14 protein-coding genes are annotated in these 16,317 nt (G+C 60.9%); 8 read left to right on the top strand and 6 right to left on the bottom strand.

The features are described from left to right. Positions 1 to 13: 13 nt before the first annotated feature. Positions 14 to 1,261 carry a putative sugar nucleotidyl transferase gene (locus tag SH664x_RS17975; protein WP_437203228.1) on the bottom strand — a complete coding sequence of 416 codons (1,248 nt, stop codon included), beginning with the start codon at positions 1,259 to 1,261 and terminating at the stop codon, positions 14 to 16. 204 nt (positions 1,262 to 1,465) lie between these two features. Between SH664x_RS17975 and SH664x_RS17970 the strand changes: the two genes are divergently transcribed. From SH664x_RS17970 to SH664x_RS17945, 6 genes are all read left to right on the top strand, one after another. After that, positions 1,466 to 2,674 carry a DegT/DnrJ/EryC1/StrS family aminotransferase gene (locus tag SH664x_RS17970; RefSeq protein WP_437203227.1) on the top strand — a complete coding sequence of 403 codons (1,209 nt, stop codon included), beginning with the start codon at positions 1,466 to 1,468 and terminating at the stop codon, positions 2,672 to 2,674. Positions 2,675 to 2,958: 284 nt separating this feature from the next. Then, on the top strand, positions 2,959 to 3,642 hold the full coding sequence (locus SH664x_RS17965; RefSeq protein ID WP_437203225.1) for a hypothetical protein: 684 nt from the start codon (positions 2,959 to 2,961) through the stop codon (positions 3,640 to 3,642). A gap of 201 nt (positions 3,643 to 3,843) precedes the next feature. Further along, positions 3,844 to 5,283: an ATPase gene (locus SH664x_RS17960; protein ID WP_437203224.1), complete on the top strand. Its 1,440-nt coding sequence runs from the start codon at positions 3,844 to 3,846 to the stop codon at positions 5,281 to 5,283. Positions 5,284 to 5,301: 18 nt separating this feature from the next. After that, a complete protein-coding gene (locus SH664x_RS17955) occupies positions 5,302 to 6,165 on the top strand; it encodes a tetratricopeptide repeat protein (RefSeq protein WP_437203223.1) in 864 nt (287 codons plus the stop codon). A gap of 359 nt (positions 6,166 to 6,524) precedes the next feature. After that, positions 6,525 to 6,971, top strand: coding sequence for a TraR/DksA family transcriptional regulator (locus SH664x_RS17950; RefSeq protein ID WP_437203221.1), 447 nt, complete (start codon positions 6,525 to 6,527; stop codon positions 6,969 to 6,971). A gap of 18 nt (positions 6,972 to 6,989) precedes the next feature. Beyond that, positions 6,990 to 8,456, top strand: a complete 1,467-nt coding sequence (locus SH664x_RS17945) for a trypsin-like peptidase domain-containing protein (protein ID WP_437203219.1) — start codon at positions 6,990 to 6,992, stop codon at positions 8,454 to 8,456. Positions 8,457 to 8,612: 156 nt separating this feature from the next. Here SH664x_RS17945 and SH664x_RS17940 read toward each other — a convergent pair whose 3' ends face one another. The 3 genes from SH664x_RS17940 to SH664x_RS17930 form a co-directional block, all read right to left on the bottom strand. Then, entirely contained in the window at positions 8,613 to 9,662 is a 1,050-nt protein-coding gene (locus SH664x_RS17940; protein WP_437203218.1) for a TIGR00730 family Rossman fold protein, read from the bottom strand. A 205-nt stretch (positions 9,663 to 9,867) separates the two neighbouring features. Then, positions 9,868 to 10,227 carry an STAS domain-containing protein gene (locus SH664x_RS17935; RefSeq protein ID WP_437203216.1) on the bottom strand — a complete coding sequence of 120 codons (360 nt, stop codon included), beginning with the start codon at positions 10,225 to 10,227 and terminating at the stop codon, positions 9,868 to 9,870. 82 nt (positions 10,228 to 10,309) lie between these two features. After that, the gene (locus tag SH664x_RS17930) at positions 10,310 to 11,044 is read right to left on the bottom strand and encodes a DNA topoisomerase I (protein WP_437203214.1); all 735 of its coding nucleotides are present in this window, start codon (positions 11,042 to 11,044) and stop codon (positions 10,310 to 10,312) included. 369 nt (positions 11,045 to 11,413) lie between these two features. On the opposite strand from SH664x_RS17930, the gene SH664x_RS17925 reads away from it, so the two are divergent. Next, the gene (locus SH664x_RS17925; RefSeq protein ID WP_437203212.1) at positions 11,414 to 12,835 is read left to right on the top strand and encodes a hypothetical protein; all 1,422 of its coding nucleotides are present in this window, start codon (positions 11,414 to 11,416) and stop codon (positions 12,833 to 12,835) included. Between the two features lie 110 nt (positions 12,836 to 12,945). Here SH664x_RS17925 and SH664x_RS17920 read toward each other — a convergent pair whose 3' ends face one another. Continuing rightward, entirely contained in the window at positions 12,946 to 13,884 is a 939-nt protein-coding gene (locus tag SH664x_RS17920) for a cation diffusion facilitator family transporter (protein ID WP_437203210.1), read from the bottom strand. A 686-nt stretch (positions 13,885 to 14,570) separates the two neighbouring features. On the opposite strand from SH664x_RS17920, the gene SH664x_RS17915 reads away from it, so the two are divergent. After that, positions 14,571 to 15,146 (top strand): hypothetical protein, encoded by a 576-nt coding sequence (locus SH664x_RS17915; RefSeq protein ID WP_437203208.1) that lies wholly within the window; start codon positions 14,571 to 14,573, stop codon positions 15,144 to 15,146. 109 nt (positions 15,147 to 15,255) lie between these two features. On the opposite strand, the gene SH664x_RS17910 is transcribed toward SH664x_RS17915, so the two are convergent. Further along, positions 15,256 to 16,296 carry a dihydrodipicolinate synthase family protein gene (locus SH664x_RS17910; protein ID WP_437203207.1) on the bottom strand — a complete coding sequence of 347 codons (1,041 nt, stop codon included), beginning with the start codon at positions 16,294 to 16,296 and terminating at the stop codon, positions 15,256 to 15,258. Between the last annotated feature and the right edge of the window lie 21 nt (positions 16,297 to 16,317).

Raw genomic sequence — 16,317 nt, 5'->3', positions numbered from 1 at the left:
GCAACCGACCGGCTCAGCAGCGGTCTGATTTCAGTCCGGTTTCGGCGTACAGGGTGCGGATCAACCGCTCCATCGCCGGTGTCAGGGTTCGGTCGCGTCGGGCGAGTGCGGCCTGCGCGGTGCGGATTCCCGATTCACAACCGTCCGGCAGGGGCTCGATGGAACCGTGCCAGACCCGGCTGAAGGAGGGGATATACTTCGGCAGCAGTTCTCCCCCGGGCAGGATCAGCGACATCACCCCCACGGCTGTTCCGGTATTAAACAGTGTGCCGATCGCGGTTTTGGTATGGTCGCCGATAAAGCAGCCGACTTTCATGGAGCCGGTCTTCAGGCTGACCCCTTCCAGTGGAACACTGACGTCGGAATAGTCGCTTTTGAGGTCGCTGTTGCTGGTCAACGCCCCCAGATTGACCCACGGGCAGACGTAGCTGTGGCCGAGAAAGCCGTCATGATATTTGTTGGCGAAGCCGTGGACGATGCTCCCCTCGACTTCCCCGCCGATCCGGCAGACCGGGCCGATGCTGGTTCCTTCGCGAAGATTCGCCCGGAACAGCTGGGTGCGGGGGCCGATGTAGCAGGGACCTTCAATTCGCGTGAAGGCTTGAATCCGGACTCCGGCGGCGATCCAGACCGGCCCCTGCGTGACATCAACGACGACAAACGGGTCAATCCGGGCGGAAGCCTGGATAAAAAGGTGGGCGGGGTCTCCGACGACGGCAAACTGCGGGTCGAGGATTGACAGACGTTCACTGCGGATGCGGGTCTGGAAGTCGTGCTGCAGCCAGGCAGCATTCTCGGAAACGAGATCCCACGGGTAATGCAGGACGGTCCCTTCGATATCGACCCGTTCCAGTTCTGACGCACGGTCCTGCAGTGCCTGCGACCCCTCCAGCCAGTCCTCCGACGGCCCCATTCCCGTGGGGAAATGAACGGCCGCGAGGGTGTCTCCAATCCACGCGGCCGTTCCAACGTCCACTGAGGTAAGCAGTTGCGGATCGAATAGGCATCGCCCGTTGACCCACAGGGTCGGCTCGGCGTTCCACCAGGCGGGGTCGTTCACCGAGGCCTGGGGCTGCTGTTCGGCATAGGTCTCTGCCAGATGCGGGCGGACGAAGCCCCCCCACTCATCGACGGGGAGGCTTTCAATCAATCTTTCCCGCAGCGTGAAATGTCCGCAGAGGAGTTCGAAGACCGGCCGGAAGAGTGCAATTGGCGAAAACCGAGTCGCCCCAAGATCTTCAAACAACACAATGCGTCGCATACGCCATACTCCCCGGGAGCGGACCGCTGAACGGGACGAACTTTAATAGAAAAGATTTGATCCGCACAGGCTGTTGCTGCCGATCCTTTCCGTCATCGCAATCGATACAACGCGTCATCTTGACAGGATTTTCAACGAGGTCTACTTTCCCAGAACCCCTGTGGCAGACCGCCCCGGGGGTGTTCAGCGAATGGAGTCGCGACCATGTCTAACATCCTCCCTCTGCACCGTCCTGCGGATGCCCCTGCCCAGGCCCCTGTCCCGCTGATTGACCTTGTTGGCCAGTATCAGTCGATCAAGCCTCAGATTCAGGAAGCTGTCAATCGGGTCTTCGAACGACAGACCTTCGTCCTCGGTGAAGAGGTCGAAACTTTTGAAAACGAAATCGCCGAGTACTGCGATGCACGCCACGCCATCGGCTGTGCCTCCGGTACCGATGCGCTCCTGTTGGCCCTGATGGGGCTGGGGATCGGCCCGGGCGATGAAGTCATCACCTCACCGTACAGCTTTTTCGCTACCGCCAGCTGTATTGTGCGGGCCGGAGCGAAGCCGGTTTTCGCGGACATCGATCCGGAAACCTATAACCTCTGCCCGGAAGCGGTCGAGGCAGCCATTACCCCCCGGACCCGAGCCATTATGCCGGTGCACCTGTACGGACAGTGTGCCGATATGGACCCGATCTGGCGGATCGCCACTCGCAACCGTCTGGCAGTGGTGGAAGATGCCGCGCAGGCGATCGGTTCCAAGTACCGGGGTCGTCATGCGGGGGTGCTGGGAACCATTGGTTGTTTCAGCTTTTTCCCCACCAAGAACCTGGGGGGAGCCGGGGACGGCGGAATGATCACCACCGACGATGCCGATCTCGCCAACCGGATGAAACGGCTGCGGGTCCACGGAGACGCTGGCGGTTATACGCATCTGGAAGTAGGACTGAACAGCCGGCTCGATGCCCTGCAGGCGGCGGTGCTGTCGGTCAAGTTGAAGCACCTCGACAGCTGGGCCGATGGTCGGCGTGAAAACGCCGAACGCTATGACCAGATGTTCGACGAATACCACCTGAGTCATCGCCTGGTGAAGCCGACCGAACAGGAAGACCGGCACCATGTCTTCAATCAGTATGTCATTCGGGTGAAAGGTGGTCAGCGTGACGCCGTACTCGCCGGAATGAAAAAGCAGGGGGTCGGCTGTGCGATCTACTACCCCCGGCCCCTGCACCTGCAGGAGTGCTTTGCCAATCTGAAGTACCGCGCCGGCCAGTTCCCGCATGCGGAACGGGCCTCGGCCGAGACGATCGCCCTCCCGATCTTCGCCGAACTCGGAGCGGACCGTCAGCGACGGGTCGTCGAGACGATGCGGCGGGTCTTCGCCGAACTGGACCTGCAGCAGCGGAGCGAGATCCGCCGTGCAGCCTGACCGGCACCCGAGTTACTGGAAACGCGAACGCCGCCCCTGCCTGGGCGGCGTTTTTGTTGGGAGACGGACCCGGCAGATCCCAACTTATCGTCACGACCAGACGATTCGAATGTCGATAGCCATTAGAGCGAGGGACTCGTGCCCCTGTCCGTTCCGCAGGGATGGCGGACAAAGCTGGCCTGCGTTTGCGCGGCAGGGTGGGGTTCAACTCGCATCAGAAGGCTCTCACGTCGGCGGCTGCCCGAGTGAGGGCCACAACTCTGGTGATCAGGCAGGGGCGTGACATGGTGGGATCACGGTGGATTGCGTGTGGACTGCTGTTACTCTCGGGTGCGTCGCAGACGGCCCTCGCAGGGGGACTTTTCCACGACAGCCAAGGACGTCGCAAAGGCTCGCAGGAATACTACGAAGCCCATGCCGCCGAACCAACGGGCAGCCGGCAGGTTTATAAATACGGAAAGCTCTGGCCCCCGTATCCGCGCCCGGTCGGCGACCATCAGCCCTTCTGGCAGAAATTTCACAGCACGCATTACTGGCCGCTACCGTATGTCTGTGCGGACCGCGAAACCGTCCACACCTTTCTCGATACTCAGGTTCAGAACGGCTGGACCTCGGCAACGACGCTTTACGAGTATCACTTTGACCCTCAGACGAATGATCTGAACAGCTCCGGCCGGGCTCAGCTGGCGTGGATTCTCACTCATGTTCCGGAGCAGTATCGCGAGGTCTATGTCTCGATTGCCTCGACTCCGGAGATCTCGAGCTCCCGCATGAGCAGCGTGGAGAAAACACTCGCCAGCTATGCGGGTGCGGGTCAGCATGTCGCTGTTGTTCCCCGCCTGGCCGATCCTGTGGGACGCCCCGCGGCGGAAGTTCAGTTCATCTTCAAGAGTGCACTTGAAAACCAGCTGCCACCGAAGATCGAGTACCAGTCCGCCAATCAGGACGACGCGAGCACCGGCGGTTAAAGCATCCTGAGTTGAAGTCGCCACGTGCTCTCCGCGCGGAGGTGAGCACTTCATCAGACGAAGTGCCAGCTGCGCGGCGACCGCGGCAGCAACGGGCACTTTCCATCTGCTGAGACTGCTTGGCGAAGACTGTTGATTACGAGTCCACCGTCCGGACGAACCGAGATGTTGCCCGAACCAGAATCCTCAACGGATCCTTCCGTGCAGCCGAATCTTTCGGCAGCGCTCCCTTTGGACGATTCGCAACAGGTGGTGGACCAGCTGAAACGGGTCTCGGAGCTTGTGGCCGCTGCCCAGCAGACAGAAGAGTCGTTCGCTCCCCCGGACATGGCTGTTGCCCCACCTGCCGCTCCGAAATCACTGCACGAAGCGGATCTGCATCTGGGACAGATTTCCAACCTGATTCTCAAGCTCCTGTACCTGCATGGCATGTTGCGGGGCTACGAAATCTCCCGGAACCTGAAGCTTCCCTTCAGCGTGGCGGATGAGGGGCTTGAGTTCCTGAAGGGTGAACGCTGTGTTGAGGTCACCTCCGGTGATTTGATGGGCCGTCTGAGCTATCGCTACCTCTTGACGGAAGCGGGTCGAGTTCGGGCGCGCGAGGCCTTCGAAGAATGCCGCTATGTCGGCCCCGCCCCCGTCTCTCTGGAACAATACTCCCGGCAGTGTCGGGTGCAATCGATCCGGCATCTCACGCTCACTCCCCAGCAGCTTCAGCACTCGCTGCGGGAGCTGATCGTGGATGCAGACCTCGTCCAACGTCTCGGGCCGGCTGTGAATGGTGGGCAGGCGATCTTTTTGCATGGTCCCCCGGGTAACGGGAAAACCGTCATCGGCCGGGCGATCGGCAGGCTGCTAAATCATTACGGAGGGGAGATTTATGTCCCTTACGCCATCTCCGTCGACAGTCAGATCATTTCTGTCTTTGACCCGGCGGTGCACCGCACCTCGGAAGAGGCAGGCCTGACGGGGGCGGCAGAGGAGGCGGTGAGTCCCGATGCGGCGGAGGAGTCCCAGTTCGATGCTCGCTGGCGAAAGGTTCGGCGCCCCTTTCTCGTTTCCGGAGGGGAGTTAAGCCTGGAGCAACTGGACCTGAAATTTCACGCGGGGAGCGGGTTTTACACGGCACCGATCCACGTGAAGGCGAATGGGGGAGTCTTTCTGCTGGACGATTTTGGTCGTCAGCTGGTCCCTCCGCGACAGTTATTGAACCGCTGGATTTTGCCGCTCGAGGAGCGGGTCGATTTCCTGACGCTGGTGACCGGGAAGAAGTTTGCCGTCCCCTTTGAACAGCTGATCATTTTCTCCACGAATCTGGCCCCGGCGGAACTTGTGGACGCCGCCTTTCTCAGACGCATCCGCCACAAAGTGGAGATCGGGCATCCCACAGAACGCCAATACCGCGATATTTTTCGTAAGTGCTGTGAACAAAGGGGAATTCGCTACGACGACTGGCTGGTGACGCAGCTTTTTGAAACACGTTACCACGCTCAAAATCCGCCCAAATCGAGCGATCCCCGGGATTTGCTGGACGTGGTGGATGCCATTTGCCGATTCAGAAATGAGAAACCGCACCTGAGTGAAAAAATTCTCCTGGAAGCTTTTCAGGAATGCCTGGGCGGAATTCAGATCGCTCACTGAACGGAATCAGGAGAACAAGTGGTGCACACCGCTGCGACGTGGAAGGCTTTAGCCGCTGGATGCGTGCTGTCGTTCACCGCGGCTGGCTGTATTTCCATCTCTCCGGAAGGTGCCACGTTCTCGTTTCGGAATCTCAATAAGTCGAAAGTGGAGCAGGCTTCGTTCTCGCGTGAAGCGGAAGAAATGCTGCCCGAGCCGAAGCACCCCGAGAAGCTGAAGCTGGCCTATGCCCGGCTGATGGAAGAGTCGGGCAAATATCCGGAAGCCCGCACCCATTACCTCTCGGCACTGGAAGACGACTCCCGCAATGTGGAGGCCCTGATTGGTGCGGCCCGCATGGAAATGCAGCTCGGTGGAGCTGCGAACGCGGAAAAACACCTGAAAAAGGCGATCAAGGCCGCTCCCGACAATGCGGAAGCACAGTTCACACTGGGGATGTTCTACGCCTCCCAGCAGAAGTGGGAAGAATCGATCAGCCCGCTGACCAAGGCGATGCTCGCCTCTCCCAACGAGACCCGTTACCGGTACCAGCTGGCGGTCTCCCTCGTTCATAAAGGGGATGTCGATGCGGCGCTCCCGCACTTCATCAGGACGATTGGCGACGCGGAAGCCCACTACAACGTCGGCCTGATTCTGCAGGAAGAAGGACGGCTGGACGATGCCGAGCGGCATTTCCTGATTGCCGTGAACAAGAAGCCAGAACTGACTCAGGCTCAGAATTGGCTGGCGCATTTACGGGCGACCCGCGCCAAGGCTCCGGGAGAATCGCTGCACAGCGTGCCGGAAGAAAAGGCGGACCAGGTGGTCCCCGCCAGCCATCGGTCCTCGGCCGGAGTCGAGTCGACCAACCCGTTTGCTCCGCGCCATCTCTCAGCGCGATAAGGCCGGTTCTTCCGGTCTCAGCGATCAGAACGCCTCCCGCACCCCGTGGACTTCCCGGGTTGTGTCGCTTTTAGGCGTCCCGTCGAAAAAGATCGACGTCCACCGCGGGACGAACCGACCCAATGAACAGGACGGCTGCGGACACAGTCAGTCGACACCTGCGCAGCGGGAGTCGTTTGGGCTTGTTGTAACTCATTGTTGCAACGGTATTTAGAAATCCGTTCGAGTTTTGTCCTCGTCAAAAATCGCTGAGACGTAGAATTCGGAGGTTTTCTTCCCCTGAAGTCGGATGTCGACGACATCCCTTCCCAGAATCGACGTTCAGCGACTTGATCGCTTTGAGATGACGAGGATTGGACATGGCCCGGAAAGACGCTCTGCTGAGACTGCACGAACGATTGATTGCCCAACGCGATGACCTGCGTCGGAAGTTGTCGTTGCCCACAATCGACAGCCACATCGACATCGGCAAAGACTCGGGCGACATCGCCAACTACGACGTCGAGCGAGAACTGGAGTCGCAACTCGTTTCGCTGGAGAGTCGGGAACTGGTTCGCATTGAAAAAGCGATTGAATCGATCCACAACGGGACGTATGGTCAATGCGAGCGCTGCCGGGAGCGGATTCCCGTGGCCCGGTTGCAGGCGCTCCCGCACACGACCTGCTGTGTCGGTTGTCAGAGGAAGTTCGAGGCCCGCCGATCCCGGATTTCGGATCAGCCGGACTGGGAATCGGCCTGGGAATTTCAAGCGCGGGAGAACGATCGCGAGTTGACCATGCGCGACATTCAGCTCGAATCGGACTGAATTGGAAAACAGAATTCTATGATGACACTGTCACTTCGCGCCCGGGGCGCTGCTGCCTGTCTGTCTGCTCTGATTGGCTGGTCGTCCGCGGGTGCCGTGGTGGCGGCGGATCTCCCCCCCGGTCATCTCCAGCGCAAGCCGATTGCCTATGCAACCCCTGCCGGGGGAGACGAGGCAGCAGAGGCCCTCAAGCAGGCGGGCCGTCATCTCTCAATCGTGGCAGCGCGGGTGACACCCGCCGTTGTGAACATCGACAGCAGGCACGAAGGCAAATCGGGAACGGTTGAAGAGACCGGTTCCGGTGTGTTGATGAAAAGCCCGCGCGTCGCAGGGGTCTTCATTGTCACCAACCGCCACGTCGTCGGCGATGCTTCGCTGAATCAGATCGAAATTCTGCTGCACGACGGACGCATTATCTATCCCACCGCCAAGCTGGAAGATCCCTTCAGTGATCTGGCCGTGCTGCGCGTCAACGATCCGGGAATCGAAGCAGCCCAGTTCGGCGACAGTGACAACCTCGAAATCGGCCACTTCGTGATGGCGATGGGAAGTCCGTTCGGACTGAGCCAGTCAGTGACGCTCGGAATCATCAGTGCCAAGGGACGCCGTTCACTGGAGCTTCCCAGCGGAAAAGTGCGGGTCATCAATCAGGATTTTCTGCAGACCGATGCTGCCATCAATCCCGGGAACAGCGGTGGTCCTCTGATTGACCTCAATGGCCGCGTCATCGGCATCAACACCGCTATCGCTTCACAGGGAGGGGGGAACGAAGGGATCGGCTTCAGTATTCCCAGCAACCTCGTGCAGTTCATTGTCGATCAGCTGATCGAGAATGGACGGGTGCGGCGCGGTTTTCTGGGAGTGGAACTGGATGACCGGTTCGATGCTGCAGCTGCTCGCCGCTATTCCCTCGAACGGAAATACGGCGCCCGCGTCGTCAAGGTGACGGAACGGACTCCCGCCGCTCTCGCCGGTGTCCGGATCGACGACATTATTCTCAACTTCGACGGCATCGACGTGGAAGACGAGAACGACCTCATCAACCGCGTCAGCCTGACGCCGGTCAACAAGCCGGTCCGCATGATCGTGCTGCGGAACGGTCGCAAAGAAGTTCTCACGGTGACCATCGCTGAGCGCGGGCAGCAGAGTGCGCTGCCCGAAGAGGTGTTGCCGATCACTCCCTTCCGACCGATGCGCAGCACGCAACTGTCGGTTTTTCAGCTCGATCAGTCGCTTGCCTTGCAGCTGGGCTACACTCCCGGGAGTCGGGGAGTGGTCGTCAAACGGGTGAGTCCCGGACAAGGTGATGAGGGACTGCAGCTCTACGATCTGATCGAAGAAGTGGGACGACAGCCGGTGCAGACGACGGAAGAACTGGACAGCGTCCTGCACGAGCTGCGGGATCAGTCTTCGATCGTCATGAAAGTGCGGCGGGTCATCAATGGCCAGCCGCAGTCGTGCCTGGTGATCTGGGAGCGGAAGTAGAGCCGGCTCTTTCGTCCTCCGGACTCGCAGGGAGCGTTGCGCCTGTGATCGATCGCAGCAACTTCCCTCGCAGCAGCTTCCCGCGCAGCAGGCTGTGCGGATGAGGCATGTACACGTCCGTATGGTGAGAGCTGGTCTGTCAACCGCGAAGACGCTCTAACACTTGCCGAGTTCGTCGTTGATCAGGTCAACCATCTGACGCAGACGGCTGAAGCCATGCCTGTTGAACCGGAACGCCAGCCGGGGCAGGTCGGCGAGGTGCTCGTCTTCCCGCTCCAGCTCGTGCGGTTTCACGAGTTCAATTTTTCCAGACGCGATGATGTCCTGAAACTCGGTGTTGAGCCGATCGATGAACTCCTGGGGCGGAGCGACATGCAGCCGCAGATACAGTTTGTCCCGTACATACCGCATGCTGTTATAGACGCAGTAGAAGCGGATCATCTCATGAAACGCTTCCTGCGGATCGTCGGTGACTTTGAACAGGGACAGATCATCGGGTGAGATCAGCGCCGTGTCACGCATATTCTCGACGACGAAGTTCAGCCAGTTCTTCCAGTACGTCCCTCCGGGAGGATCGACCAGGATGATCGGCATCAGTTCACGCTTGCCGGTCTGAATCAGCGTGAGGGTCTCGTACAGCTCATCCTGTGTGCCGAAGCCGCCGGGGAAGAGGACGACGGCGTGGACCTCTTTGACGAACATCAGCTTGCGGGTAAAGAAGTACCGCAGGTTGACGAGCTTCTCATCCTTCGAGATGACGTAGTTGGCGTCCTGTTCGAAGGGGAGAATGATATTCAGCCCCATCGACATCTTGCGGCCGGCGCCGACGTGGGCCGCTTCCATGATACCCCCACCAGCGCCGGTCACGACGTACCATCCTGCTTCGGCGGCGAGACGGCCGAATTCCAGCGCTGAAATGTAAGCGGGATGATCCGGCTTGAGTCGGGCAGATCCGAAGACCGTCACCTTGCGGTGGCGACGGTAGGGGGTGAAGACCTTGAGGGCATAGCGCAGTTCCCGCAGCGCGCGGGACACGAGTTTCATGTCGCCCCGCGTCGCCTGATCGCGGGCAAACTTGTCCGCCGTCCGCTTGATTTCGTCGACGAGATGCTGAGTGCGGACATCGTCAGCAAAATGCTCCGTCGTCAGCGGCAATTCTTCGGAGACATCGGGCGGAGCCATCCGCCGGGGGCGATCCTTCGACATGCAAACAATCCTTCACGAGACAGACGCGGCAACAGGCTGCGCGTGGTCTTCGTTTCACGTTCCTCGAGCGAATTTCAAATACGACTGATGTCCAGGCGACAGAACGTCCCGCGTCTGATCTGCGATGCGCGCTGAAACACCGTGACACCTCGCCGGGGGAGTGGCTCGCGACTCCGGACCGGTCGAAATTCCGGTGACGAGGGACTCAGGCCCCGATCGCTTCCAGAGCTTCTTCGCGAGTGTCGTATATCGCCCAGAGGGTGTCCAGAGCGGTCGTGTGCAGCAGCTCGCGGGCGAGGCGGTGAACCCCGCACAACACCATCACGCCCCCCCGCATCCGGACCAGTTTGTGGCAGCGGACCAGCATTGCCATGAAAACTGATCCAAAATAAGACACCTGCGACAGATCGAACACCACCATCGGCGCTTTCTGTTCGCGAATCGGATCGAGCACGATGTCAGCAGCCTGCTCGACGATGTCCCATTTCAAGGTTTCCACGGCGCCCGAGGCCACTACGACCAGAGCATCTCCGTGCCATTCCAGACTGATCACATTGTGGTTCATGCGGGACATTCTAAGCATCTGTACCGTCGATCAACAGGTTCCCGCCGAGCTGGAATCGGTCCCCTCGCGAAAATTAAAAGCGTCAGGCGGCAGGGTCCGTTTTCTCGACCGCCGGACGGGGGAGTGCGGGTTCGGGGGAGTGAGAGGGCGTGACCGGGGGAATGGCGAATTCCAGTTCGATCTCGCGGCGGCGACGGGCGACCTGCCGGTCGAACTCCGACAGGACATCGAGTGCTTTGTCCCGCGATGTGACCAGCCCGATAATCAGATACTGCGTAATCGCGAGGAAATAGCAGGCCCACCCCACGGGCCCGGAAAAGATCGTCGTCATGATCGCAAACACAGGGGAAGACCGGTTCAGGTGCTGGCAGGCGATCCCTTTGAGGAAGGGCCGGGTATAGATTTTGAGGTTCTGCCAGAGGGAGAGACCTTTGCGCCATTTCAGGGGCGGGGGCCCCGGGTGAATGATGGAGAAAAGTTGCTGGTCCGGCATCGACTCCACCACGCCGATGGCCAATAGCAAGCGGCCCGCTGCGATCAGCCAGTTGTTCTCGTTCAGCGTCAGTGAGAACTCCAGATGCAGGAAATCCGAGATAGCGGCTTCGACGTTTTTGGTCGCCAGCAGCAACACGAGTGATGCGCGGGTCCACTGTTCGATGTCCTTTTCCAGTTCGCTGTCAATTGCGGCGTCCGGGCGATAGCGATTGCGAATGGAGCGGAGCAGGGGAATGGCCAGCAGGCCGACCAGCAGCCGCACGAGTGGTCGCAGGATCGGCGCCAGTATCGGTTTGAGCAGCCAGTTCTTGGGCAACGGCACCAGGTTCTCCCGGAAAGACTTTTCTAAAGCAGGTGGCACTTTCCTGTGCCCGCGCAGTGAGCGTTTCGTCTGATGAAAGGCTCATTTCCGCGTGGCGAGAACGGGGACATCAAAAGCGAATCTGCTCCAGTGTCTGTATTGAGGAAACGAGTGTCTACTCACTGCGGATGAACCGGGTCTGCTGGCGGAGGGGGACTTTGGGAAGAATTTCGTGATTTCGCGAAACCACCGCCGAACGAGCGGGGTTTATTGTGACAGCTACGAGCCGGGCTCCACGGCTCATCCCCATTCTTGATGAAAATCCAGCGGGCCCGTCGGCCTGATCCGTCGATTGCGCGGAGTGTCCCCCAGCGTTCAAGGAGAGAGATCGTGCGCACAGTGTCCAGAGTCACCCCCGCGTTGATCGCCATGTTGTCGATGACGACACTGGCCCTCGCAGCCGATGAGCCGGAAGTGAAGAAGCCGGAAGCGAAGAAGGGGACCACCGAACAGGCGGCCCCGAAGAAACACGAAAAAGCAAAAGGTCGCCGACAGCACAAGTCGCTGTTTGACCGGCTCGATGCCAATGGCGATGGCTCCATCAGCCGGGAAGAGTTTGCCAAGGCCGGCAAGAAAATGAAGTCACAGCACCGGACCGCCGCTCGCGGTCGGGGAGGATTCGGAGGGGGTCGTCCTGCCTTCGGGCAGCGTGGTCGCGGAGGTCGACCTTCGTTTGCCTCTGGACGAGGCTTCGGGGGCGGACCGCGTGGATTCGCTCCGCGTGGCCGTGGCTTCGAACGTCCCTCGTTCGCCTTCCGTGGTGGCTACGGCCGGTTCTCGCATGACCGGGCCCCTTTTAGTGGTCAGCGGGGATTCGGACGGGACTTCGGTGGTTACCGTCCGATGGCTCGGCCTGAATTTGGACGCGGTCGTTTTCAGGCGAACCGTTTTGCGGGCCCAGGTCGGGGAGACTTCCGTCGATTCCACTTCACGCAGTTTGAACGAGGCGCGGGTCGCCCCGGTCCCCGTTGGGGAGGTGAAGGGCGTGGTGAGCATGGTCCGCGTCCGGAACGTGGTCCCCGTCCTGAAGGAGATCGTCCTGGCCCCGGTCCCCGTCGGGAAGGTGAAGCCCGTGGTGAGCATGGTCCTCGCCCGGAAGGTCGTCCGGAACGTGGTCCCCGTCCTGAGGGAGATCGCCCCGGCCCCGGTCCCCGTTGGGAAGGTGAAGCCCGTGGTGAGCATGGTCCTCGCCCGGAAGGTCGTCCGGAACGTGGTTCCCGTCCTGAAGGAGATCGCCCCGGCCCCAGTCCCCGTCGGGAAGGTGAAGCCCGTGGTGAGCATGGTCCTCGCCCGGAAGGTCGTCCGGAACGTGGTCCCCGTCCTGAGGGAGATCGCCCCGGCCCCGGTCCCCGTCGGGAAGGTGAAGCCCGTGGCGAGCATGGTCCTCGCCCGGAAGGTCGTCCGGAACGTGGTCCCCGTCCTGAGGGAGATCGCCCCGGCCCGGGTCCCCGTCGGGAAGGTGAAGGGCGTGGTGAGCGTGGTCCTCGCCCGGAAGGTCGTCCGGAACGTGGTCCGCGTCCGGAGGGAGATCGTCCCGGCCCTCGCCCCGAAGGTCGGGAAGAAGAATCCAAAGATCGGGCTGATGTCCAATTGCCCGTGAATGAATCGCCGGTCACGTCGGCCGCTGTTCCGGCGGGGCTGTTTGAAGAACTGCTCGCCGATTCGGGGCTTCGCAGTGTCAGCGAGAATCTGCAGCAGGTGGCGGCCTCTTGGCTGACATTCGCATCCAGCGGAAACGAGAGCGTTCGATAATGGGGTGATGCAAACTCCATTTCCGAAACAAAAAGATGCTCCCCTCGAAAAGTCGCCTGCGGAATGTCCGGAGGCGACTTTTTTCATGTCCGGCGGAACCGCAGTGCTATTCAATGGACGTGTCGGAGCGTGGGCCCCAGCAGGCAGTCGGCGACCAACTGCTCCTGACAGGTAGAGACCCCCTGCACCTCGACCTGCAGGGTAATGTGGTCGAGCGAAAACTGCTTTCGCAGGACGCTTTGTAACTGTGTGAGTTCCACGCGGTCGCTGGTCGCTACGATATGGGCCGACATGGCGCGGAGACCGCTGGCGATGGTCCAGACATGTAGGCAGTGAATCTCCGCCACATGGTCGACCGAGAGCAGTTGTTTCTTTACATGTTCCACATCGATGTCGCGTGGGGCGTATTCCATCAGAATGCGGACGGCATCGGCAACCAGTTGCCAGGCGGAGTACAGGATCAGCAGGCAGACGAGCACGGACGCCAGCGGGTCGGCCCACGTCCAGCCGAAGATCCAGATCAGGGCCGCCGCAGCGATCACACCGATGCTCCCCAGCGCATCCCCCAGTGCGTGCAGCCAGGCCCCCTGCAGATTCAGATTGTGTTCCCGCCCTCCGTGAAGCACCGCCATGCTGAGCAGATTCACGGCGAGTCCGCCGAGAGCAATTCCGAGCATCGGCCCGGCCAGAATCGGCTGGGGGCTGGAGAACCGTTCATACGCCTCATGGATGACACCCCCGGCGACGACAAAGAGCAGTGCCCCGTTGGCGAGCGCCGCCAGGATCTCGGCGCGCAGGTGTCCAAATGTCTGCTGGACGGTCGGTTTGCGGGTCGCCATGTGGGCGGCAAACAGGCTGAGGGCCAGAGCCGCCATATCAGAGAACATATGGGCGGCATCGGCCAGCAGCGACAGGGAGCCGGTCCAGAAACCGCCGATCAGTTCCGCCAGAAAATAGAGCGTGACCAGCCCGAGGGTGCCCCCCAGCCGCCAGGTCAGCTGTGTCGGCGCGGGCCCGGAATGGGAGTGGTGTCCGCAACTGGTTGACATGCTTCCGTTTCCTGCGAGGACAGGTCATGGGGAGGACTGCTTCGAGTCTCGCACCCGGGGCAGGGAGCGTCAATGTGCGGACGAAGCGCTTCCTGATCCGTTTTGTGGAATTGCGTTTTAACCACTTTTGTCCTCAGTGGTTGCGTCGGTTGGAAATGTGGGGGCGGCTCGCCGTTGCGTTGTAACTCTCGATACTCGGACACTTTTGGATCGTGAAATCCCGGGCGTGGTGGAGAGAACGCGTAAGCCTGCTGCAATTCGAATCACTCGCTTTATTCCGATTGTAGCGTCCAAGTGGTGCGGAATGCTGGGGGAATGCCGATTCGGGCGGTCGCGTGTATCCCTCCAATTCCCCGATTTCCGATGCCTAGAGCAGGTTGCTCCACCAGTGCCTGCGGAGCGGGTGACTGCTCGGGGCGCCGACTGGGGGGATGGCTCTCGCGGACAGGGACTCATCGATGCCGACCGGTTCCCGGTCCTGACAGCCTGCAGCCTGTGCAGAGGTCGATTCCTCGCGAATCGAGCACTTTGATTGTTGATCTGACCGTTCTCACCACGCGGAGTGGTGTGATGATCGATCGCGAGACGCGCGGTGTGAGGATCGGCACGAGCCAACGGCTCGAGGTGCACCTGCAACGGCAGAATTTGGAACTCTTCAGGTCATAGCCCGGAAGACTTTGTTGACGATGCGACGCCGAGACTTTTACGGACTGCTGGGAGGGGGACTCTGCCTGAGTTCAGCTCTCCTGGCAGCCGAACCGAAACCGCACTCCCCCTCGCGCCGATCGCCGGTTGTTTTCGAACAGCGGATCGAGACGATCGCCCCGGGTGAAGTGCTGGCCGAACCGGCTGCCGCGACAATTCCGGAGCGACCGGCCACCCAACCACAGCCACTGTCCGAGCCGCAGCGGCTCTTTGGAATTGCGTTTCCCCAGGCCCGCACGTTCTTTCGGCGTCCCGCGGGAGAGACGATTCTGGCAGCGGGCGAACAGCAGCGGGATCTCAGCCCGACACCCGCCGGGACATCGAGCGGCAACACGTTGTATCTCCCAGAACCCGAACCTCTCCCCGACTCCCGTAAACCGTCGATGCTTCCCGCAGAGCCTCTGCCGGTCTATGGAGCTCCGTGCGACGCTCCGGTGGACTGCGTGGCCACGGAATGCGCCCCGGCGGCCCATGTGGTTTCACCCCGTTCCGAGCGGGTCGCTCACAAGGTACGTGCTCCGTGGCTCAGCCGCTGGTGGCCGCAGTCTTCGCCGTAGGCCGAGTTGCCGGATCTGCTTCCGAAGCCGAATGCTTCCCCAGTCTCTGCACAAGGAGCATGGACCAGACGAAGCGCCTGTTGCCCGAAACTGGAAAGAGCAACCGACTCTAACCGTTCAGCCACTCATCGCGATGTTCGGCGACGAAATCATCATCGTGCAGATGGGGATAATCGCGGTAGACCCGGTCGATCTCCGCCGCCTGACCCGGGCTGAGGGTCTCATGGGGATCGAGGCACCAGATCCCTTCCAGTAGTCCCTGTCGACGAAGCACTTCATGCAGCCCGGCGATGCATCCGGCAAAGCCGTTGGCGGCATCGAAGAAGGCGGCGTTGGAGTCGGTGACCTCAATCGCCAGCCGGAGAATGGCAGGGGGAATGCTCCGTCCGGACAGGGAGAGCTGTCGGCAGGTCGCCTGCAGCTCGACGGCACGCTGCGTCCAGACGGACCAGTGCCCCAGTAAACCGCCGACGATCCGCAGTTCTTTGGCCCCCTCTTTCGCCGGGAAGGGGGTCAGCAGATCGAGGACGATGTTGTCATCGTTCCCTGTGTACAGGGCGATGTCTGTTCGACCGGAGTCGGCGACTGCCCGCACCACGTCGAATGTCTGATAGCGGTTGAAGGGGGCCATCTTGATGGCCACCACATTTTCAATCTCCATAAACCGCCGCCAGAAGGAGTACGACAGGACACGCCCCCCGACTGCCGGCTGCAGATAGAAGCCAACGACCGGAATCCTCTCTGCGATGATCCGGCAATGTTCGAGCAGCTGCGCTTCGTCGGCATCCTTGAGTGCGGCCAGGCTGAGCAATCCCGCCTGATAGTCCAGCCGCTGCAGTAATTCGGCTTCCGCGACCGCCTGCCGTGTCGGTCCGCAGATCCCGGCGATCCGGACCACCGGTCGCGCACTCCGCTTGAGTTCCTCTGCCGCGATGGACAGGACCGGCTCGAACAGACCGACCTGCGGATCACGGATGGCGAACTGCGTGGTATGCACGCCCACAGCCAGTCCCCCGACACCCGCTGCCAGATAGTACCGGCAGAGTGCCCGCTGGCGCCGTTCATCCAGCTGGCGGTTGGCGTTCAGGGCGAGCGGACAGGCCGGAATGGCCATGCCCTGCAACAACGATTGACGAACTGATGTTTCCATGACGATCGAAGAGAGCTTCAG

Source organism: Planctomicrobium aquicomposti (genome assembly GCF_051466325.1).
In the GTDB taxonomy this organism is placed as follows: domain Bacteria; phylum Planctomycetota; class Planctomycetia; order Planctomycetales; family Planctomycetaceae; genus Planctomicrobium.
The sequence above is the reverse complement of the archived record's forward strand: the minus strand, read 5'-3'. Positions and strand labels throughout refer to the sequence as shown.

Bases quoted from the DNA above. Each gene is read 5' to 3' on its own strand.
- SH664x_RS17975 (WP_437203228.1), bottom strand. From the start codon at position 1,261: ATGCGACGCATTGTGTTGTTTGAAGATCTTGGGGCGACTCGGTTTTCG.
- SH664x_RS17970 (WP_437203227.1), top strand. From the start codon at position 1,466: ATGTCTAACATCCTCCCTCTGCACCGTCCTGCGGATGCCCCTGCCCAG.
- SH664x_RS17965 (WP_437203225.1), top strand. From the start codon at position 2,959: ATGGTGGGATCACGGTGGATTGCGTGTGGACTGCTGTTACTCTCGGGT.
- SH664x_RS17950 (WP_437203221.1), top strand. From the start codon at position 6,525: ATGGCCCGGAAAGACGCTCTGCTGAGACTGCACGAACGATTGATTGCC.
- SH664x_RS17945 (WP_437203219.1), top strand. From the start codon at position 6,990: ATGATGACACTGTCACTTCGCGCCCGGGGCGCTGCTGCCTGTCTGTCT.
- SH664x_RS17940 (WP_437203218.1), bottom strand. From the start codon at position 9,662: ATGTCGAAGGATCGCCCCCGGCGGATGGCTCCGCCCGATGTCTCCGAA.
- SH664x_RS17935 (WP_437203216.1), bottom strand. From the start codon at position 10,227: ATGAACCACAATGTGATCAGTCTGGAATGGCACGGAGATGCTCTGGTC.
- SH664x_RS17920 (WP_437203210.1), bottom strand. From the start codon at position 13,884: ATGTCAACCAGTTGCGGACACCACTCCCATTCCGGGCCCGCGCCGACA.
- SH664x_RS17915 (WP_437203208.1), top strand. From the start codon at position 14,571: ATGCGACGCCGAGACTTTTACGGACTGCTGGGAGGGGGACTCTGCCTG.
- SH664x_RS17910 (WP_437203207.1), bottom strand. From the start codon at position 16,296: ATGGAAACATCAGTTCGTCAATCGTTGTTGCAGGGCATGGCCATTCCG.